Raw genomic sequence first — 17,271 nt, 5'->3', positions numbered from 1 at the left:
TCAGGCTTCCCCTTGGGCCTCGGCCTTGGCAACGGTGGCGATGGCCAGCTCGGTCAGCTGGGCCTGATTGGCGAAGCTCGGGGCATCCGTCATCAGGCAGGCGGCCGCCGTGGTTTTCGGGAAGGCGATGACATCCCGGATGTTGTCGGTGCCGGTCAGCAGCATGCTGAGGCGATCCAGACCGAACGCCAGACCCGCGTGGGGCGGGGTGCCGTATTTCAGCGCATCCAGCAGGAAGCCGAACTTCAGGCGCTGCTCGTCCGCCGTGATCCCCAGGATGTCGAACACGGTGGACTGCATCTCGCTGTTGTGGATACGCACGGAGCCGCCACCCACTTCGTAACCGTTGATCACCATGTCGTAGGCGTTGGCGTAGGCACCCACCGGGTTGGCCTTGAGCTCGGCCGGGCTCATGTTGCTCGGGGCGGTGAAGGGGTGGTGCATGGCGGCCAGACCGCCTTCGCCATCTTCCTCGAACATGGGGAAGTCGATGACCCAGAGCGGCTTCCAGACGTTCTCCACCAGACCCAAATCGCGGCCCACCTTCAGGCGCAGGGCGCCCATGGCGTCGCACACCACCTTCTTGGCGTCGGCACCGAAGAAGAGGATGTCGCCGTCGGCCGCGCCGGTGCGGGCCAGGATCTCGCGCACGATGGCGTCAGAGAGGAACTTGGCCACCGGGGACTGCACCCCTTCGAGGCCGTTGGCCGCGTCGTTGACCTTCATCCAGGCCAGGCCCTTGGCGCCATAGATGCCGACGAACTTGGTGTACTCGTCGATCTGCTTGCGAGAGAGCTCGGCGCCGCCCGGGACTTTCAGAGCGGCCACGCGGCCTTTGGGGTCGTTGGCGGGGCCGGCGAACACGGCGAACTCGACGGCGGTCAAGAGATCCGCCACGTCCACCAGCTCCATGGGCAGGCGCAGGTCCGGCTTGTCGGAGCCGAAGCGGCGCATGGCCTCGTCGAAGGTCATCACCGGGAAGTCCCCCAGATCCACGGCCAGCACGTGTTGCCACAGCTGGCGGATCATCGCTTCCATCAGCTCGCGCACCTGGGGCGCGGTCATGAAGGAGGTCTCCACGTCGATCTGGGTGAATTCCGGCTGGCGGTCGGCACGCAGGTCTTCGTCGCGGAAGCACTTGACGATCTGGTAGTAGCGATCGAAGCCGGACATCATCAGCAACTGCTTGAACAGCTGGGGAGACTGCGGCAGGGCGTAGAACTTGCCCTTGTGCACCCGGCTCGGCACCAGGTAGTCACGGGCCCCTTCCGGGGTGGCCTTGGTCAGCATGGGGGTCTCGATGTCGAGGAAGCCCTGCTCGTCCATGAAGCGGCGCACGAAGGCGCTGGCCTTGGCGCGGGTCTTCAGGTACTTGGCCATCTCGGGACGACGCAGGTCCAGGTAGCGGTACTTGAGGCTCACCTCTTCGCTGTTGACCTGGTTGAAGTCCAGCGGCAGCGGCTCGGCACGGTTGATGATAGTGAGCTCGTGGGCGAACACCTCGATGGCGCCGGTGGCCATGTCGCCGTTGCGCTGGGACTCGGGGCGGCTACGCACCACGCCGGTCACCTGGATGCAGAACTCGCCGCGCAGCTCGGAGGCCAGGGCGAAAGCCTCGGGTTTGTCCGGATCGAAGAAGACTTGCACGATCCCTTCCCGGTCGCGCATGTCGATAAAGATGAGGCCGCCGAGGTCGCGGCGACGATGGACCCAACCGCACAATGTAATGGTCTGACCGGCATGGGCCTCATTGACCTGTCCGCAATAGATAGAGCGCATGGACTTCTTCCTTCGAAATTGTATGAGAGACGGTTTACCTTGAGTCGCCGGGCACGATTGGCAAGCACCGTCTGTCTCGCAGCTGGCCAGATCCTCGTTCCTACCCGGTGTGAAATCAGTCTCGTACCATCCGGCCCCCTGGCGCCGGAAGCGTGCCGCCGAGGCAGGCGTGCGACAGCCAGGCAGTCGGTCGGCGGAGCATCGGAGAGCACTCGCAGTCTTGCCAATTGATGATATCCGCACTGGCGCCCTCGGCGTCATCCTGTGCTGTCATCAAAAATTGAAAAACAAAAGGGCTGGCATTATAGAGGAAAACTCCCATACGGGTAAAATGACCAGCCCCCTCCTTTGCCCTGTTTTTTAGCTCCAAGGGCAAAAAAGGGGGCCAAACGCGAGCAATCTGTCGACAGGAAGCCTCATGAGCCTCTTTCTGGGCCTGCCCCAATGGTCCCACCCCGCCTGGCCCGGCCAACTGCTCGGCCAGGGCGCCAAACCCGCCGAGCACCTGGCTCACTATGCCAAGGTGTTCAACACGGTGGAGGGCAACACCACCTTCTACGCCCTGCCGACCCAAGAGACGGTGCGGCGCTGGCGCGCAGCCGTACCCGACGGGTTTCGTTTCGCCTTCAAGTTTCCGCAAACCATCAGCCATCAGAGCGACCTGGTGAGCGCGGATCGGCAGGTAACGGACTTCATCGCCCTGCTCGCACCGCTGCACGACACCCTGGGGCTGCTCAAGCTGCAACTGCCTGCCCGCTTCGGCCCAGACGGCCTGCCCCGCCTGCAGGCCTTCCTCCAGCGGCTGCCAAAGGATTTCTGCTATGGCCTCGAGGTGCGCCACCCCGACTTCTTCGCCAAGGGAGAGGCGGAGCGGGCCCTGAACCGGATGCTGATGGAACAAGGAGTCAACCGCATCATGCTCGACAGCCGACCGCTGTTCTCGCTGCCCGCCAGCCTCGCCGCAAAAAATGCGGCCCTCGTCGATGCCCAGGGCAAGAAGCCGAGGCTGCCGGTACACCTGCTCGCCACGGCAGACAGCCCTGTGGTGCGCCTTATCGGCCTCCCTCAACCCGAGGACAACCACCCCTTCCTGCCGTCCTGGCTGCCCCATTGGCAACAATGGCTCGCCGAGGGCAAGGATCTCTACCTCTTTGTCCACACCGCCGACAACGCCCTGGCCCCCGATCTCGCTCGGCAGATCAGCCGCCTGCTCGGCCAGGAGATGGCCCCCTGGCCGGGGGAGAGCGACCGCGCCCGCCAGGGGGTGCTGATGTTTTAGCCAGGGGCAAAAAAAAGCCGAAAATTTGCCGTCCCGCCCCCGCCCCGTTCAAGACAAATGAACGGCAATCCTCTACACTAGCGCCCCTATGACGGGTCAGCAGGATGGCCCGTGCGAGCGGCCCGACCATCAGGAGTGCCCTGGTCCTTGTCGCCCTTCGCCAGTCGATGGCATTCGGCACCCTCCGGCCGCCATCCAACACCTACATTGAACAACACAGGGGCATGCTCTCCCCTGCCGGGTTGCACCACATATGCATGATCAGATCTTTGCCGCCCCCATCGCCCAACTGGGCGATTTTTGCTTTGACGAGCAGGTCGTCGATGTCTTTCCGGACATGATCCAGCGCTCAGTGCCTGGCTACAGCAACATCATCTCCGCCATCGGCATGATGGCCGCCCGCTACGCCCAGCCCCACAGCCGCCTCTACGATCTCGGCTGCTCCCTGGGGGCCGCCAGCCTGGCGATGCGTCGCAACCTGACGCAGCCGGGCTGCCGCATCACGGCGGTGGATCTCTCCCGCCCCATGATAGAGCGCGCCCGCGCCCACCTCTCGGGTTTCAAGTCCGAGGTGCCGGTGGAGCTGGTGGAGGCGGACATCTGCGACATCAGTATCGAGAACGCCTCCGTGGTGGTGCTCAACTTCACCCTGCAGTTCGTCGCGCCCGAGAAACGGGCCGCCCTCATCGCGCGCATCCATGACGGCCTGCGTCCCGGCGGCATCCTCATCCTGAGCGAGAAGTTTCGCTTCGACGACGCGCCGGTCAACGAGCTGCTCATCGAGCTGCATCTGGATTTCAAGCGGGCCAACGGCTACAGCGAGCTGGAGATCAGCCAGAAGCGCACGGCGCTGGAGAACGTGATGCGCACCGACACCCTGGCGGTGCACCAGGCGCGCCTGCGGGACGCCGGTTTCGCCCATCAGGATCTCTGGTTCCAGTGCTTCAATTTCGGCTCCATGATCGCCATCAAATCGCCCGAGCCCGCCCAGCCATGATCGACTTCGCCAATTTTTACCAGCTGATCGCCAAGAACCGGCTCAGCCACTGGTTGCACACCCTGCCCGCCCAGCTGCACGCCTGGCAGCATGACAACCTGCACGGCGACCTGCCCCGCTGGAGCCGGGCCCTGGGCAAGCTGCCGACGGTCGCCCCCGACAACGTCGAGCTGAAAAGCCGGGTCGAGATAGGCTCGGCCGAGAGCCTGAGTGAAGGGGAGCGCAAGAAGACCGAGAGCCTGCTGCGCCAGTTCATGCCCTGGCGTAAAGGACCTTTTACCGTACACGGCATCCACATCGATACCGAGTGGCGCTCCGACTGGAAGTGGGATCGGGTGCTGCCCCATATCAGTCCCCTCGCAGGGCGCTATGTGCTGGATGTGGGCTGCGGCAGCGGCTATCACCTCTGGCGCATGGTGGGGCAAGGAACCCGGCTCGCGGTGGGCATAGACCCGAGCCCGCTGTTTTTGTGCCAGTTCGAGGCCATTCGCCACTTCATGGGCAATGACCAGCGTGCCCACCTGCTGCCGCTTGGCATCCAGGAGCTGCCTTGCCTGCGCGCCTTTGACACCGTCTTCTCCATGGGGGTGCTCTATCACCGCAAGTCCCCCATCGAGCACATAGAGCAGCTGCGCAACCAGCTGCGCGATGGCGGCGAGCTGGTGCTGGAGACGCTGGTGGTCGACGGCGATGTCAACCAGGTGCTGGTGCCGGAGGATCGCTACGGCAAGATGCGCAACGTCTGGTTCATCCCCTCGAGCGCGGCCCTCAAGCGCTGGGTGGAACGCTGCGGCTTTACCGATGTCAGGATCGTCGATGAGAATGTCACCAGCACGGACGAACAGCGTCGTACCGACTGGATGATCAATGAATCCTTGTCCGATTATCTGGACCCGTCCGATCCCACGTTGACCGTGGAGGGGCTACCCGCCCCCAAACGCGCCGTCCTGATTGCGACCAAGGCCAAGGACTAGCCGGGGGCAGCCCAGGAAGTTACACTGATTCAATTCCAGGAAGCACAGCTAAATGAATGACATGAAAAGCAAATTGAAAGGAATGACCCTGCTCTCTCTGCTCAGCCTCGGCGGGTGCGCCCAGTTGGAACCGGCTCCCTCGGTGCCGCCCCTGACCCTGGCCGATCTGCGGACCGAATTGAGCCTGAACGAGCAGAAGGTTCAACTCGCCATGGCGCAACAAGAGCGCCAGGCCGCGCAGCAACAACAACTGTTGACCCAGCTCAACGCCGATGTCGCCAAGATGAAAGATTCCGTGAAGAAAGTTGATAGCAAGTTGGCCACCCTGCCCCCAGCGCCGCCCAAGCCCATGATGCCTCCCCCCGAGCAGTGTGCCGCGCCGGAGGCGGGTCACACCGTCGATGGCAAGCTGCTGGTAGGTGAAGCCGAATGGCTCTGGGTCGATGCGGCCAACGACGCCTTCCAGGCCCGGGTCGATACCGGCGCCACCACCTCCTCCATCAGCGCCCAGGAGATCACCATCTTCGAGCGCAACGGCAAGAACTGGGTGCGCTTCTTCCTGAGCCATCAGGACCTGGATGACAAGATCCAGATAGAGGCGCCCCTGGTGCGCCACGTGCGGGTGCGTCAGGCCTCCGCCGACGATCTGGACCGTCGCCCCGTGGTGCGCCTCGCCGTGCGCATCGGCGACATGACCGAGAAGGCCGAATTTACCCTCAAAGATCGCAGCGACATGACCTTCCCCGTGCTGCTGGGTCGCGAATTCTTGAAAGATATCGCCGTGGTCGACGTGGCCCGCGAATATATCCAACCCAAACCCAAGCTCAAGGATGTGAAATAATCCATGGTTTCCCGTAAGCCGTTCTATTTGCTCGTTGCCCTGCTGTTCATCGTCGGCATGGGGATGACCATCTATCACCATATCGCCCTGGACGTGCCCTTCACCCCGGGCGAGAAGCGCCAGATCTGGTCCATCGAGGCCAAGCTGGAGTTCGATGCGAGCGGGGAACCCGTCATCGCCTCCCTGGCCATCCCGGGTACCCAGCCGGGTTATACCCTGATGAACGAGAATGCGGCGAGCCCGGGCTACGGCCTGTCGTTCGTGGAGAAGAACGGGGATGCCCGCGCCGAGTGGTCCATCCGCACCGCCACCGGCCGCCAGGAGCTCTACTACCGGGTCGACATGATGGCCGATGCCCATGCCAAGCCGGCCGCCCTGGCCCAGCCGCCCGCCATCGAGAAACAGATCGAGAGCGAGCCCTATGCCACCGCCATGAAGCAGATCCTGGAGCGCGCCCAGGAGCGTTCCGCCGACGGCTACACCCTGACCCGCGAGATCATCAAGGAGATCGAGAAGCAGGAGCAGAACGCCGAGCTGCTGAAATCCCACAAGAGCCGCGCGAATCTGATTGCCGAGCTGCTCAACAATGCCGACGTGCCGACCCGGGTGGTCCATGCCCTGAGCCTGGAAGATGGCCGCCGTCGCCAGGAGCTGATCGACTATCTGCAGGTGTTCAACAGCCCCACCGACTATCAGCTGTTCAATCCCCAGACAGGGGAACAGGGCCGTCCGGCCAACCTGCTGCTGTGGGAATACAACTCCGGCGCCCTGCTGGACGTGACCGGCGGTCACAACTCCAAGGTCACCTTCTCGATGATCGCCCAGGAGCAACCTGTGAGCGTGGCCCTGGCCCAGAAGTTCGAGCAGTCCGACATGATGAACTTCTCCATCCACGGCCTGCCCCTGGAAGAGCAGGCCCTGTTCAAGGGGCTGCTGCTGATCCCCATCGGCGTGCTGATGGTGGTGTTCCTGCGGGTCATGGTGGGCATCAAGACCTCGGGTACCTTCATGCCGGTGCTGATCGCGGTCGCCTTCATCCAGACCCAGCTCATCACCGGCCTGGTCGGCTTCCTGCTCATCGTCGGCACCGGCCTCATCATCCGCTCTTACCTCTCGAGGTTGAACCTGCTGCTGGTGGCCCGCATCTCGGCGATCATCATCATGGTGATCTCGATGATCGGCCTCTTCTCCGCGCTGGCGTTCAAGCTGGGGCTGACCAGCGGCATGAAGATCACCTTCTTCCCGATGATCATCCTCTCCTGGACCATAGAGCGGATGTCGATCCTGTGGGAGGAAGAGGGGTCCAAGGAGGTGTTCCGTCAGGGGGGCGGCTCCCTGCTGGTGGCGGTCATCGCCTACCTGGCCATGGACAACGAGCTCATTCGTCACCTCACCTTCAACTTCCTCGGTCTGCAGCTGGTGCTGATGGCCACCGTGCTGGTGATGGGCAACTACACGGGTTACAAGCTGAGCGAGCTCAAGCGCTTCAAGCCGCTGGTGGACGAGATGAAGTCCGGTGTCACCATGGGTAAGGACAAGTAACAGATGTGGTTCTGGGAAAAATACACCAGCCCGTGGAGCCTGGCCCAGTCAGGTATCCTCGGCATGAACAAGCGCAACCACTCCTACATCAGCCGCTACAATCCGCGCAACCTCTATCCCCTGGTGGATGACAAGTTGCAGACCAAGAAGATAGCGCTCGATGCCGGCGTCACAGTGCCCGACCTCATCGGCACCATCCGCGAGCAGCACGACGTCACCCGCATCGCCGAGATGGTCAGGGAGTGGCCGGGCTTTTGCATCAAGCCGGCCCGGGGCTCTGGGGGCAAGGGGATCCTGGTGATCCTGCGCCAGGAGGACGGCCTCTTCTACAAGCCCAACGGCAGCGCCTCGACCGTGCAGGATCTGGAGCGCCACGTCTCCAACATCCTGGCCGGGCTCTACTCCCTTGGCGGCAAGCCCGACGTCGCCCTGGTGGAAGGGCTCATCAACTTCGACGACGTGTTCGACGGCTACTCGTTTGAAGGGGTGCCCGATTCCCGGGTGATCATCTTCAAGGGCTTCCCGGTGATGGCCATGATGCGCCTCTCCACCGCGGCCTCGGACGGCAAGGCGAACCTGCACCAGGGCGCCGTGGGGGTGGGGCTGTGCCTGCGCACCGGCCGCGCCCTGCGGGCGGTACAGTTTGGCGCCCCCATCCGTCACCACCCGGATACCGGCCTGGATCTGTACGATCTCAAGGTGCCCCACTGGGATACCCTGCTGACCCTGGCGGCCTCCTGCTACGAGATGTCGGGTCTGGGCTACATCGGCACCGACATGGTGCTGGACAAGTTCCGCGGCCCCATGCTGCTGGAGCTCAACGCCCGCCCGGGCCTCGCCATCCAGATCGCCAACGGTCGCGGCCTGGTGCCCAACCTCAAGACCATAGAGAAGCTGGGTCAGGTCAAGATGACGGTGGCCCAGCGGGTCGCCTTCTCCAAGGAGCACTTCGGCATCTTCGCAGAGTGACGCCCCGTCAAACAGCGACTCAAAAGCGCGCCTTCTGGCGCGTTTTTTTATGCCGATGCCACGCCCTTGCCCTCGCCCTGAGTCCCTTGCGCCGTTTTATTAGAGCGACAAGCCTGGGGGGCGATGTTAGATTACTCAAATCAAATTAAGTAGATAGAAGGGATCAGGTCTTCCTATGCAACGCTGGCCCAGCCTGAAACAGCTCCAATATCTGATAGCGCTCGACGAGCACAAGAACTTCAATCGCGCCGCCAAGGCCTGCCATGTCAGCCAGTCCACCCTGAGCACCGGGATCCAGACCCTGGAAGACATGATGAACCTGCAACTGGTGGAGCGGGATCACAAGAGCTTCATCATGACCCCCATCGGCCTGGAAGTGGTCGAGCGGGCCCGCAACCTGCTCTCCGATGCCCGGGATCTGATGGAGCTGGGCCAGCAGCAGGGGGGCGCCATGCAGGGCACGGTGCGCCTGGGCTGCATCCCCACCATAGCCCCCTTCCTGCTGAGCCGGCTGATGCAACGCTGCGCCCAGACCTACCCGGAGCTGGAGCTGCTGCTGCGGGAAGACACCACCAGCAACCTGCTCAAGCAGCTGGAGCAGGGGCAGCTCGATCTGCTGATCCTGGCGCTGCCCATCGAGATCGGCGGCTTCCACTGCAAGGCGGTGGGCCAGGATCCCTTCCACATGGTGATGCCCAGCGCCATGGCGGCCGGCCTGCACATGCCGTTCGACTACAAGGAGCTGCCCAGCCAGAGCATCTTCCTGCTGGAGCGGGAGCACTGCCTGACCGACCATGCGGTGAGCGCCTGCCGGTTGCGGGACAAGAGCAAGATCAACCCCTTCGCCGCCACCAGCCTGCATACCCTGGTGCAGATGGTGGGCGCCGGGCTCGGCACCACCTTCCTGCCCCAGATGGCCATAGATGCCGGGATCCTGGACAACACGGATCTGGTGGCCATCCCGCTGCCCGGGGAGCAGGCCTACCGGGAGATAGGCCTGGTGTGGCGCCCCAGCACCACCCGGGTGCAGACCTTCTACAAGCTGGCGGAGCTGGTCACGCCGCTGATCGAGCGCAAACCCTGACGCGGATGCGGCCTGTGCCCGCCCGTCCCCATCCAAGAGGGCACGACCCTGGCAGGGGTCGGTTCGAGGCGTTAGTCTATATGGGTCCGTCACGAGGGAGTCCGATGTCATTGAAAGCCCTGCTGCCCCCTTTGGCCCTGCTGCTGGCCGCCTGCTCCAGCACCCCGCCGCCGCCCCCCTCGCCGCCGAGCAAGGCGTTCGACGGCTTCTTCCAGCAGTGGCGCGGCGTGCCTTACCGCATGGGCGGCAGCAGCCGGGCCGGCCTCGACTGCTCCGCCTTCACCCAGCTCGCCTACAGCCAGGTGCTGGGCTTCCCCCTGCCCCGCACCACGGAGTCCCAGGCCAATCTGGGCAGCTCGGTGCCGCGCAGCGAGCTGCGCCACGGGGACCTGGTGTTCTTCAAGACGGGGTGGAACCAGTACCATGTCGGCGTCTATACCGGAGCCGGGGAGTTTATCCACGCCTCCACCAGCAAGGGGGTGATCCGCTCCCGCCTCGACAACGTCTATTGGCGCAAGCATTACTGGCAGGCGCGCCGCCTGGTGCCGCTGGCGTCCCCCGCCGGCTGAGGCAAACAAGGCCCCGATGGGGCCTTGTGGTCAAACGGGATCACACCTTGCGGTGCCAGCGCGGCGAGCTCGCCGCCTCCCCCCAGGGGGTGAGGCAGGGCAGATGGGCCCCCTCGATCAGGCGATCGCTGCCCGCCAGGGCCGCCCCTACCCGGCCATGGAGCAACTTGAGCACCGGCTGGGACTGACTCCCCAGGGAGTGCCCCGCCGCAAAATAGTCTCCCTGATGATGCAGTGCCAGCTTCTGGACAAACTCGTAGGTGTTGAAACTCGCCGGCATGCGATCCACCACGTCATCGACCCTGGCCAGCAGGCTATCCAATTCCGCTGTCATGACACTCTCTCCCATTGATGTGATAACCACAAACTACCTCTTAATGGCTAGCAAAGGCCAGCACTATTGCCTCCCCGGATCGCCGTCAGCCACGCCGTCCCGGGCAGAGGCCAGGGCCCATGCCGCTGTTGCCGGGGAAGAGTCGGCGGCGCGGATCCCTCAGGCGCCATCAGGGCGCCACGGCTTTACAGGGGGCGCGCCGGCAGGCTAACGTCTTAGCTCTTCCCTCTCCCAGGAGCCCCCATGGAACAGGTCATGCACCTCGCCACCCAGTTGGATCGCCTCAAGGCCGCCTATCTGGCCGCCCCCGCCCCCTCCCTGGCTGAGCGACAGGCGCGGCTCGCGCGCCTGCAGCGGGCCCTGCTCGTCCACAGGGAGCCGCTCTGCGAGGCCCTCGCCCGCGACTATGGCCAGCGCAGCCGGGCCGACAGCCTGATCGCCGACATACTGCCCTGCCTCCAGCAGCTCAAGCACACCCGCAGGCACCTCAAGGGCTGGCTCACGCCCAGTCGGCGCAAGCCGGGTCTGCTGCTGCAACCGGCCCGGCTCGAGGTGGTCTATCAACCCCTGGGGGTGGTGGGCATAGTGGTGCCCTGGAACTTCCCGGTGATGCTGAGTCTTGGCCCCCTCATCGGGGTTATCGCCGCCGGCAACCGGGCCATGATCAAGCTCTCCGAGTTCACCCCCGCCACCAATCGGGTGCTCACCCGGCTGCTGGCCGAGGCCTTTGCCGATGACGAGGTGCAAGTCTGCGAGGGGGAGGCCAAGGAGGCGGCCGCCTTCTGCGCCCTGCCCTTCGATCATCTGCTGTTCACCGGCTCCACCGCCATCGGCAAACAGGTGATGGCCAATGCCGCCCGCCAGCTCACCCCCCTCACCCTGGAGCTGGGGGGCAAGTCCCCCTGCCTCATCGGCCCCGACATGCCGATGGCGCTGGCGGTCGAGCGCATCTTGTTTGGCAAGAGCCTGAACGCGGGCCAGATCTGCGTCGCCCCCGACTATGTGCTGCTGCCCAGGGGCCAGGAGAGCGCCTTTATCGAACACTATCACGCCCGCTTCCAGCGCCTCTATCCCGGGGGGTTGGCGAGCGATGACTACGCCGCCATCATCAATGCGCGCCAATATCGGCGTCTCATCGACTGGCTGGAGGAGGCGGTGGCGGCCGGTGCCCAGGCCCACCCCTGCGCCAGCCCGGCCCGGGACGATGAGGGCCATCGCCTGCTGCCCCATCTGCTGACCGAGCTGCCTGCCCACTGCCAGCTGATGCAGGAGGAGATCTTCGGCCCCTTGCTGCCCCTGGTACCCTACGACAGCCTGGATGAGGCCATCGCCTACCTGCAGCAGCGGCCGAGACCCCTGGCCCTCTACCTGATGAGCCAGGATCCCGCCCTGCAGGCCAGGGTGATCAGGGAGACCCACTCGGGGGGCGTCGCCATCAACGAGACCCTGCTCCAGGCGGCGGCCGACGACGCCCCCTTCGGCGGCATAGGCCCCTCCGGCATGGGTCACTACCACGGCCGGGAGGGCTTTCTCACCTTCTCCAAGGCCAAGACGGTGCTGCGCCGGGGCAAGTGGAGCCCGGCCGCCCTGCTCCAGCCGCCCTATGATCGCTGGTACAAGAAGCTGCTGCTGGCCTGGTTGGTCCGCTAAACGCCCAATGAACAGCAGGGGCCCATGGCCCCTGCTGTTCATTGGTTTATGCCAGGCGACGTTCAGATAGGTGCATCGAACACCCCGGTGGAGAGGTAGCGATCCCCGCGATCGCAGATGATGGCCACCACCACACCCCGCTCCAGCTCGGCCGCCACCCGCAGGGCGCCGGCGACCGCGCCCCCCGAGCTGACCCCGCAGCAGATCCCCTCCTCCCTGGCCAGGCGGCGCATGGTGGCAAGCGCCGCCTCCTGATCGATGTCCAGCACCCGATCGACCCGCGCAGGCTCGAAGATGGCGGGCAGATAGGCGGCGGGCCAGCGGCGAATGCCGGGGATCTGGCTCCCCTCGGCCGGTTGCAGGCCGATCACCTGCACCGCCGGATTCTGCTCCTTGAGGTAGCGGGAGACCCCCATGATGGTGCCCGTGGTGCCCATGGCCGAAACGAAGTGAGTAACCGCCCCCTCGCTCTGGCGCCAGATCTCGGGGCCCGTGCTCTGGTAGTGGGCATCCGGGTTGGCCGGGTTGTTGAACTGATCCAGCACCAGCCCCTCGCCATTGGCGGCCATGGCCTGGGCCAGATCCCGCGCCCCCTCCATGCCATCGTCGACCAGTACCAGCTCGGCCCCATAGGCCTGCATGGCGGCACGCCGCTCCTGGCTCATGTTGCTCGGCATGATGAGCCGCATCCGGTATCCCCGGCTGGCCGCCACCATGGCCAGCGCGATGCCGGTATTGCCCGAGGTCGCCTCGATGAGGCGGGCCCCGGGGGCGAGCTGACCGCTCGCCTCGGCGGTGCGAATGAGGTTCAGGGCCGGCCTGTCCTTGACCGAACCTGCCGGGTTGTTGCCCTCCAGCTTGACCAGCAGGGTCACGGCGGGGTTGGGATTGAGGCGCTTGAGGCGTACCAGCGGGGTGTTGCCTATCAGATCGTCTAGGGTGGCAAAGGCCATCTTGGCTTCCTGTGCAAATGCGCGGATGAGTTGGCGCGGCTAACGTGGCATCATGACGGACATCAAAGAGACGGCCCTCGGCCCTCCCCGTCACGGGATGGCCAGTGTAAGCGAGCCATGACCACCGGCAAAGGGGCACGGGGCCCCACGGCCCATTGAGCGAACAGGAGTTGCCATGACAGACATCATTCATGATCCCCAGCAGCAGGCCTTCCTCTGTGTGGTCGACGGCCACCAGGCACACCTGCGCTACCGGATACTCGACCAGCATCAGGTCGATGCCTACAGCACCTTCGTCCCCGGAGAGCTGCGCGGCCAGGGCTTGGCGGACAAGCTGGCCCGGGCCTTCTTCGACTGGACCCAGGCCCGGGGCCTGACGATCATCCCCAGTTGCAGTTATATCGAGACCTGGTTGCGCCGCCATGACGGTTGATCCCGTCCTCGAAGCCAGCTTGGCGCGCCAGACCCAGGCGCTGCTGCGGGAGGATCCCTATCGCATGGCCTGCCTGAGGCTGGCCCGGACGCTGGCGCTGCCGGACTGGGCCCTGGGTGCCGGTTTCGTGCGCAACCTCATCTGGGATCACCTGCACGGCTGCACCGAACCGACCCCCCTCAACGATCTGGACCTCATCTATCTGGATCCCGCCGACGAGACCGGCGCCGGGGAGGCGCGGCACGAGGCCTGGCTGGCGGCTCGCCTGAGCGGTTCCTGGCAGGTGCGCAACCAGGCCAGGATGCACCTGCGCCAGGGGGTGGCCCCCTTCACCAGCAGCGAGCAGGCCCTGAGCCACTGGGTCGAACTGCCCACCTGCATCGGGGTGCGCCTGCTGCCCGATGACAGCCTGCAGTGGCTGGCGCCGTTTGGCTTCGCTCCCGGCTGGTCCCTCGAGGTTCAGCCCAATGACCGCTGCCGCCAACCCAGGGCGGTGTTCCATCAGCGGGTGGCGAGCAAGGGGTGGCGCCAGATCTGGCCGCTATTGCTCATCCCGGATCCTGCCATCTAGCCCTGGCAGCGCCTCGGCAGAACGATAAAAAGCCGCTATGGCACAACAACTTAACTAAAGTGACTGATATAAAGTGGCTTTCATAATACGAGTTTCATGATGCGCGATTTCTTCTCCCTCGAGCGCTGGCTGCCCGGTTTGGCGGCCCTGTTGCACTATCAGCGGGCCTGGCTGATGCCCGATGTGCGGGCCGGGCTGTCGGTGGCGGCGGTCGCCCTGCCGGTCGCCATCGCCTACGCCGAGCTGACCGGGGTCGGCGCCATCGTCGGCCTCTACTCCTGCATACTGCCCATGATGGTCTATGCCCTGTTTGGCACCTCGCGCCAGCTCATCGTCGGCCCCGACGCCGCCACCTGCGCCGTCATCGCCGCCGTGGTGACGCCGCTCGCCGCGGGGGATGCCACTCGCCACTGGCAGCTGGTAATGACCATGACCGCCATGACCGGCTTCTGGTGCCTCATCGCCAGCCGCTTCAAGCTGGGGGTGTTTGCCGACTTCCTCTCCCGCCCCATCCTGATGGGGCTGCTCAACGGGGTGGCCATCACCATCATGGTGGGCCAGCTCTCCAAGATCCTTGGCTTCACCTTCGACGAGCGTTACCTCATCGAGCGGGTGCTCAGCGGCAGCAACTACCTGGCCCAGACCCATCTGCCCACCCTGGCCATGAGCCTGTTCACCCTGCTGGTCCTGCTGCTGAGCCGGCGCTACCGGCCGGGCTGGCCCTCCTCCATGGTGGCCATGGTGCTCACTGCCGCCCTGGTCTGGATCTTTGGCCTGGGCCGGTTCGAGATAGCGACCCTGGGGGCCATCGGCTCCGGCCTGCCCGCCTTCCAGGTACCGGAATTTCCCCCCGGCCTGCTGCGCGAGCTGGTATTGCCCGCCTTGAACCTGGCCATGGTGAGCTTCGTCTCCATGATGCTCACCGCCCGCAGCTTCGCCGCCAAGAATGGCTACGAGATCGATGCCGACAACGAGTTCCGGGCCCTCGGCATGGCCAACCTGGCCTCGGCTGTCTCCCAGGGGTTCGCCATCAGCGGCGCCGATTCGCGCACCGCGGTCAACGATGCCAACGGCGGCAAGAGCCAGCTGGTCTCCATCATCGCCGCCGTCATCATCGGCTTCATCGCCTTCTATCTGACGGCGCCGCTGCAGTTCATCCCCACCGCCGCCCTCGGGGTGGTGCTGGTGATGGCCTCCTTCTCCCTGCTCGACCTCAAGGGGCTATGGGGGCTGAAAGACTCCGATCGCGCCGCCTTCTGGCTCGCCCTCGTCACCTTCGTCAGCGTGCTGGCCATGGGGGTGATCCCCGGCATCACCCTCGCCGTCTTGCTGGGCCTGTTCCAGTTCCTGCGCAACGTGATGCGCCCCACCGATCAGCTGCTCGGCATGGACGGGGACGGGGTGGTGCGCACCCTGGGGGACAACGAGCAGGCCAAGGCGATCCCGGGGATCCTGGTCTATCGCTTCAACTCGCCGCTCACCTACTTCAACGCCCCCTATTTCAAGCGGCGGGTATTGGCGCTGCTGGTGCAAGATCCCCACAGTCCCAAGTGCCTGGTGGTGGACGCGGTCGCCTGCTTCACCCATCAGGACATCAGCGTGATGAGCATGGTGGGCGAGCTGCACCGGGAGCTGCGCCGACGGGGCATCCACATGGTGATGGCGGGGCGCCATGGCCAGCTCAGCCACTGGTTCCGCCAGGCCGGGATCCGGGTGGGCGATGAGGGCATCATCCTCTGCCCCGACATGTACCAGGCCCTGCGCATGACCCGCTGCTACCGGGAGCCCCTGTTCAAGGACGAGGCGCCCGAGCCGCAAGCCATGGCGCCCAGCGAGAGCGAGCAGGAGGCCAGCGGCGCGATTGCGTGAAGGGGACGCTTGGTGTTAAATGCCACTCCTGCGGCGCCCCCAGGGCCGCCTCCCTCTGCCGTTGCTGGACATGTCACTCATGCACACTCAAGCCCAAGCGGGGCCAGGTTCGCTCTTCTCCCTGACCTGGCCGCTGTTTATCGATCTGGCCCTGCACTTTCTGACCGGGGCCCTCAACACCTTCATGGTGGGCCACGTCTCCTATCAGGGAGTGGCGGCGCTCGCGGTGGGCAACCAGGTGTTCGATCTCGCCATCACCCTGTTCAGCTTCGTCAGCATCGGCACCAGCGTGGTGATCACCCAGTACCTGGGGGCCGGCGATAGGGAGAAGGCCCGCGTGGTCATCCACACCGCCATCGGCTTCAACCTGCTGGTGGGGCTGGTGGCTGCGGTCGGCGTCATGGCCGGGGCCGGCACCATGCTGGGGCTGATGAACCTGCCCGATCACCTGATGGGGGACGCCAGGCTCTACCTGCAGATCATCGGCCTGTGCCTGCTGCCGGAGGCGGCGGCCCTCTGCCTGGCCGCCACCCTGCGGGCCCATGGCCACACCCGTCAGGCCATGTACGTGACCCTCATCGTCAACCTCATCACCTTCGCCGGCAACCTGCTGCTGCTCTACGGCTGGTTCGGCCTGCCCCAGCTCGGGGTGGCCGGGGTCGCCATCAGCACGGTGGCGGGCCGGGTCGTCGGCGTGGTGCTGCTGGTGTGGCTGGTGGCCCGCAAGACCGGCATACGGCTGCGCCTGCCGGAGATTGTCCGTCCCAGCAAGCCGATGCTGGGCAAGGTGCTGCACATCGGATTGCCGGCGGCGGGGGAGAACCTCTCCTGGATGCTGCAATTCATGGTGGTGACCGCCTTTGTCGGCCTGCTGGGCGACAAGGCGCTGGCGACCCAGAGCTACTTCTTCCAGATCTGCCTGTTCATCCTGCTGTTCGGCCTCTCCATCGGCCTTGGCAACGAGATCATCATCGGCCACCTGGCGGGGGCGCGCCGTTTCGATCAGGCCTATGCCCAGCTGCTGCGCAGCCTGAAACTCGGCCTCATCGTCACCGCCCTGATCGCGGTGGCCGTGGCCATCAACGGCCGGCAGATCATCAGCCTGTTCACCACGGATGGCGACATCATCGACATGGTGGCCCAGCTGTTTCTGATCAGCCTCATTCTCGAGCCCGGCCGCACCTTCAACCTGGTGGTGATCAACGCCCTGCGCGCCACCGGGGATGCCCGTTTCCCGCTCTACATGGCGCTCCTGTCCATGTGGGGCATCGCCGTTCCCCTTTCCTATTACCTTGGTATCATGCAAGGCTATGGACTGGTCGGCATCTGGCTGGCGCTGGCCTGCGACGAGTGGGTCCGCGGCCTGGCCATGTTCTGGCGCTGGCGCAGTCGTCGCTGGCAACACAAAATTCTTGTCGAAACATAAG

The 17,271-nt window shown here is 64.9% G+C and carries 16 protein-coding genes; 13 read left to right on the top strand and 3 right to left on the bottom strand.

From position 1 onward, the window contains the following. Positions 1-1,779, bottom strand: a complete 1,779-nt coding sequence (gene aspS / locus ACW5W4_RS12435; protein ID WP_456689581.1) for an aspartate--tRNA ligase — start codon at positions 1,777-1,779, stop codon at positions 1-3. Positions 1,780-2,197: 418 nt separating this feature from the next. Between aspS and ACW5W4_RS12430 the strand changes: the two genes are divergently transcribed. The 8 genes from ACW5W4_RS12430 to ACW5W4_RS12395 all read left to right on the top strand — a co-directional run bounded on the left by ACW5W4_RS12430 (position 2,198) and on the right by ACW5W4_RS12395 (position 10,034). After that, positions 2,198-3,058 (top strand): DUF72 domain-containing protein, encoded by an 861-nt coding sequence (locus ACW5W4_RS12430; RefSeq protein ID WP_456689580.1) that lies wholly within the window; start codon positions 2,198-2,200, stop codon positions 3,056-3,058. Positions 3,059-3,311: 253 nt separating this feature from the next. Next, positions 3,312-4,055: a carboxy-S-adenosyl-L-methionine synthase CmoA gene (gene cmoA / locus ACW5W4_RS12425; protein ID WP_456689579.1), complete on the top strand. Its 744-nt coding sequence runs from the start codon at positions 3,312-3,314 to the stop codon at positions 4,053-4,055. Then, positions 4,052-5,029: a tRNA 5-methoxyuridine(34)/uridine 5-oxyacetic acid(34) synthase CmoB gene (gene cmoB, locus ACW5W4_RS12420; RefSeq protein ID WP_456689578.1), complete on the top strand. Its 978-nt coding sequence runs from the start codon at positions 4,052-4,054 to the stop codon at positions 5,027-5,029. Before cmoA ends, cmoB begins: the two co-directional genes overlap by 4 nt. 52 nt (positions 5,030-5,081) lie before the next feature. Beyond that, entirely contained in the window at positions 5,082-5,870 is a 789-nt protein-coding gene (locus ACW5W4_RS12415) for an ATP-dependent zinc protease family protein (protein ID WP_456689577.1), read from the top strand. 3 nt (positions 5,871-5,873) lie between these two features. Further along, positions 5,874-7,412 carry an inactive transglutaminase family protein gene (locus ACW5W4_RS12410; protein ID WP_408794524.1) on the top strand — a complete coding sequence of 513 codons (1,539 nt, stop codon included), beginning with the start codon at positions 5,874-5,876 and terminating at the stop codon, positions 7,410-7,412. Positions 7,413-7,415: 3 nt separating this feature from the next. Further along, a complete protein-coding gene (locus ACW5W4_RS12405; RefSeq protein WP_408794521.1) occupies positions 7,416-8,381 on the top strand; it encodes an alpha-L-glutamate ligase-like protein in 966 nt (321 codons plus the stop codon). Between the two features lie 175 nt (positions 8,382-8,556). Then, complete coding sequence (locus ACW5W4_RS12400) at positions 8,557-9,465, top strand: hydrogen peroxide-inducible genes activator (protein WP_427261584.1); 909 nt, start codon at positions 8,557-8,559, stop codon at positions 9,463-9,465. A 104-nt stretch (positions 9,466-9,569) separates the two neighbouring features. Continuing rightward, positions 9,570-10,034, top strand: a complete 465-nt coding sequence (locus ACW5W4_RS12395) for a C40 family peptidase (protein WP_456689576.1) — start codon at positions 9,570-9,572, stop codon at positions 10,032-10,034. A 40-nt stretch (positions 10,035-10,074) separates the two neighbouring features. Here ACW5W4_RS12395 and ACW5W4_RS12390 read toward each other — a convergent pair whose 3' ends face one another. Further along, the gene (locus ACW5W4_RS12390) at positions 10,075-10,368 is read right to left on the bottom strand and encodes a hypothetical protein (RefSeq protein WP_427261586.1); all 294 of its coding nucleotides are present in this window, start codon (positions 10,366-10,368) and stop codon (positions 10,075-10,077) included. A 255-nt stretch (positions 10,369-10,623) separates the two neighbouring features. On the opposite strand from ACW5W4_RS12390, the gene ACW5W4_RS12385 reads away from it, so the two are divergent. After that, positions 10,624-12,018, top strand: a complete 1,395-nt coding sequence (locus ACW5W4_RS12385; RefSeq protein WP_456689612.1) for a coniferyl aldehyde dehydrogenase — start codon at positions 10,624-10,626, stop codon at positions 12,016-12,018. Positions 12,019-12,080: 62 nt separating this feature from the next. Here ACW5W4_RS12385 and cysM read toward each other — a convergent pair whose 3' ends face one another. Continuing rightward, a complete protein-coding gene (gene cysM / locus ACW5W4_RS12380; protein ID WP_456689575.1) occupies positions 12,081-12,971 on the bottom strand; it encodes a cysteine synthase CysM in 891 nt (296 codons plus the stop codon). Positions 12,972-13,146: 175 nt separating this feature from the next. On the opposite strand from cysM, the gene ACW5W4_RS12375 reads away from it, so the two are divergent. From ACW5W4_RS12375 to ACW5W4_RS12360, 4 genes are all read left to right on the top strand, one after another. After that, positions 13,147-13,404, top strand: coding sequence for a GNAT family N-acetyltransferase (locus ACW5W4_RS12375; RefSeq protein ID WP_427261589.1), 258 nt, complete (start codon positions 13,147-13,149; stop codon positions 13,402-13,404). Further along, entirely contained in the window at positions 13,394-13,975 is a 582-nt protein-coding gene (locus tag ACW5W4_RS12370) for a nucleotidyltransferase family protein (protein WP_456689574.1), read from the top strand. The genes ACW5W4_RS12375 and ACW5W4_RS12370 overlap by 11 nt, the downstream gene beginning before the upstream one ends. Before the next feature lie 99 nt (positions 13,976-14,074). Continuing rightward, complete coding sequence (locus ACW5W4_RS12365; protein ID WP_456689611.1) at positions 14,075-15,844, top strand: SulP family inorganic anion transporter; 1,770 nt, start codon at positions 14,075-14,077, stop codon at positions 15,842-15,844. A 79-nt stretch (positions 15,845-15,923) separates the two neighbouring features. After that, positions 15,924-17,270 carry an MATE family efflux transporter gene (locus tag ACW5W4_RS12360; protein ID WP_408794504.1) on the top strand — a complete coding sequence of 449 codons (1,347 nt, stop codon included), beginning with the start codon at positions 15,924-15,926 and terminating at the stop codon, positions 17,268-17,270. The last annotated feature ends 1 nt before the right edge of the window (position 17,271 follow it).

This window comes from Aeromonas crassostreae (assembly GCF_054052445.1).
Note: the sequence above shows the minus strand (reverse complement) of the source record. Positions and strands in the feature narration are given on the sequence as shown.

Coding starts and splice junctions, on each gene's coding strand:
- cmoB (WP_456689578.1), top strand. CDS start 4,052: ATGATCGACTTCGCCAATTTTTACCAGCTGATCGCCAAGAACCGGCTC.
- ACW5W4_RS12400 (WP_427261584.1), top strand. CDS start 8,557: ATGCAACGCTGGCCCAGCCTGAAACAGCTCCAATATCTGATAGCGCTC.
- ACW5W4_RS12415 (WP_456689577.1), top strand. CDS start 5,082: ATGAATGACATGAAAAGCAAATTGAAAGGAATGACCCTGCTCTCTCTG.
- ACW5W4_RS12370 (WP_456689574.1), top strand. CDS start 13,394: ATGACGGTTGATCCCGTCCTCGAAGCCAGCTTGGCGCGCCAGACCCAG.
- ACW5W4_RS12390 (WP_427261586.1), bottom strand. CDS start 10,368: ATGACAGCGGAATTGGATAGCCTGCTGGCCAGGGTCGATGACGTGGTG.
- cmoA (WP_456689579.1), top strand. CDS start 3,312: ATGCATGATCAGATCTTTGCCGCCCCCATCGCCCAACTGGGCGATTTT.
- ACW5W4_RS12395 (WP_456689576.1), top strand. CDS start 9,570: ATGTCATTGAAAGCCCTGCTGCCCCCTTTGGCCCTGCTGCTGGCCGCC.
- ACW5W4_RS12430 (WP_456689580.1), top strand. CDS start 2,198: ATGAGCCTCTTTCTGGGCCTGCCCCAATGGTCCCACCCCGCCTGGCCC.
- ACW5W4_RS12405 (WP_408794521.1), top strand. CDS start 7,416: ATGTGGTTCTGGGAAAAATACACCAGCCCGTGGAGCCTGGCCCAGTCA.
- ACW5W4_RS12360 (WP_408794504.1), top strand. CDS start 15,924: ATGCACACTCAAGCCCAAGCGGGGCCAGGTTCGCTCTTCTCCCTGACC.
- ACW5W4_RS12410 (WP_408794524.1), top strand. CDS start 5,874: ATGGTTTCCCGTAAGCCGTTCTATTTGCTCGTTGCCCTGCTGTTCATC.
- ACW5W4_RS12365 (WP_456689611.1), top strand. CDS start 14,075: ATGCGCGATTTCTTCTCCCTCGAGCGCTGGCTGCCCGGTTTGGCGGCC.
- cysM (WP_456689575.1), bottom strand. CDS start 12,971: ATGGCCTTTGCCACCCTAGACGATCTGATAGGCAACACCCCGCTGGTA.
- ACW5W4_RS12385 (WP_456689612.1), top strand. CDS start 10,624: ATGCACCTCGCCACCCAGTTGGATCGCCTCAAGGCCGCCTATCTGGCC.
- aspS (WP_456689581.1), bottom strand. CDS start 1,779: ATGCGCTCTATCTATTGCGGACAGGTCAATGAGGCCCATGCCGGTCAG.
- ACW5W4_RS12375 (WP_427261589.1), top strand. CDS start 13,147: ATGACAGACATCATTCATGATCCCCAGCAGCAGGCCTTCCTCTGTGTG.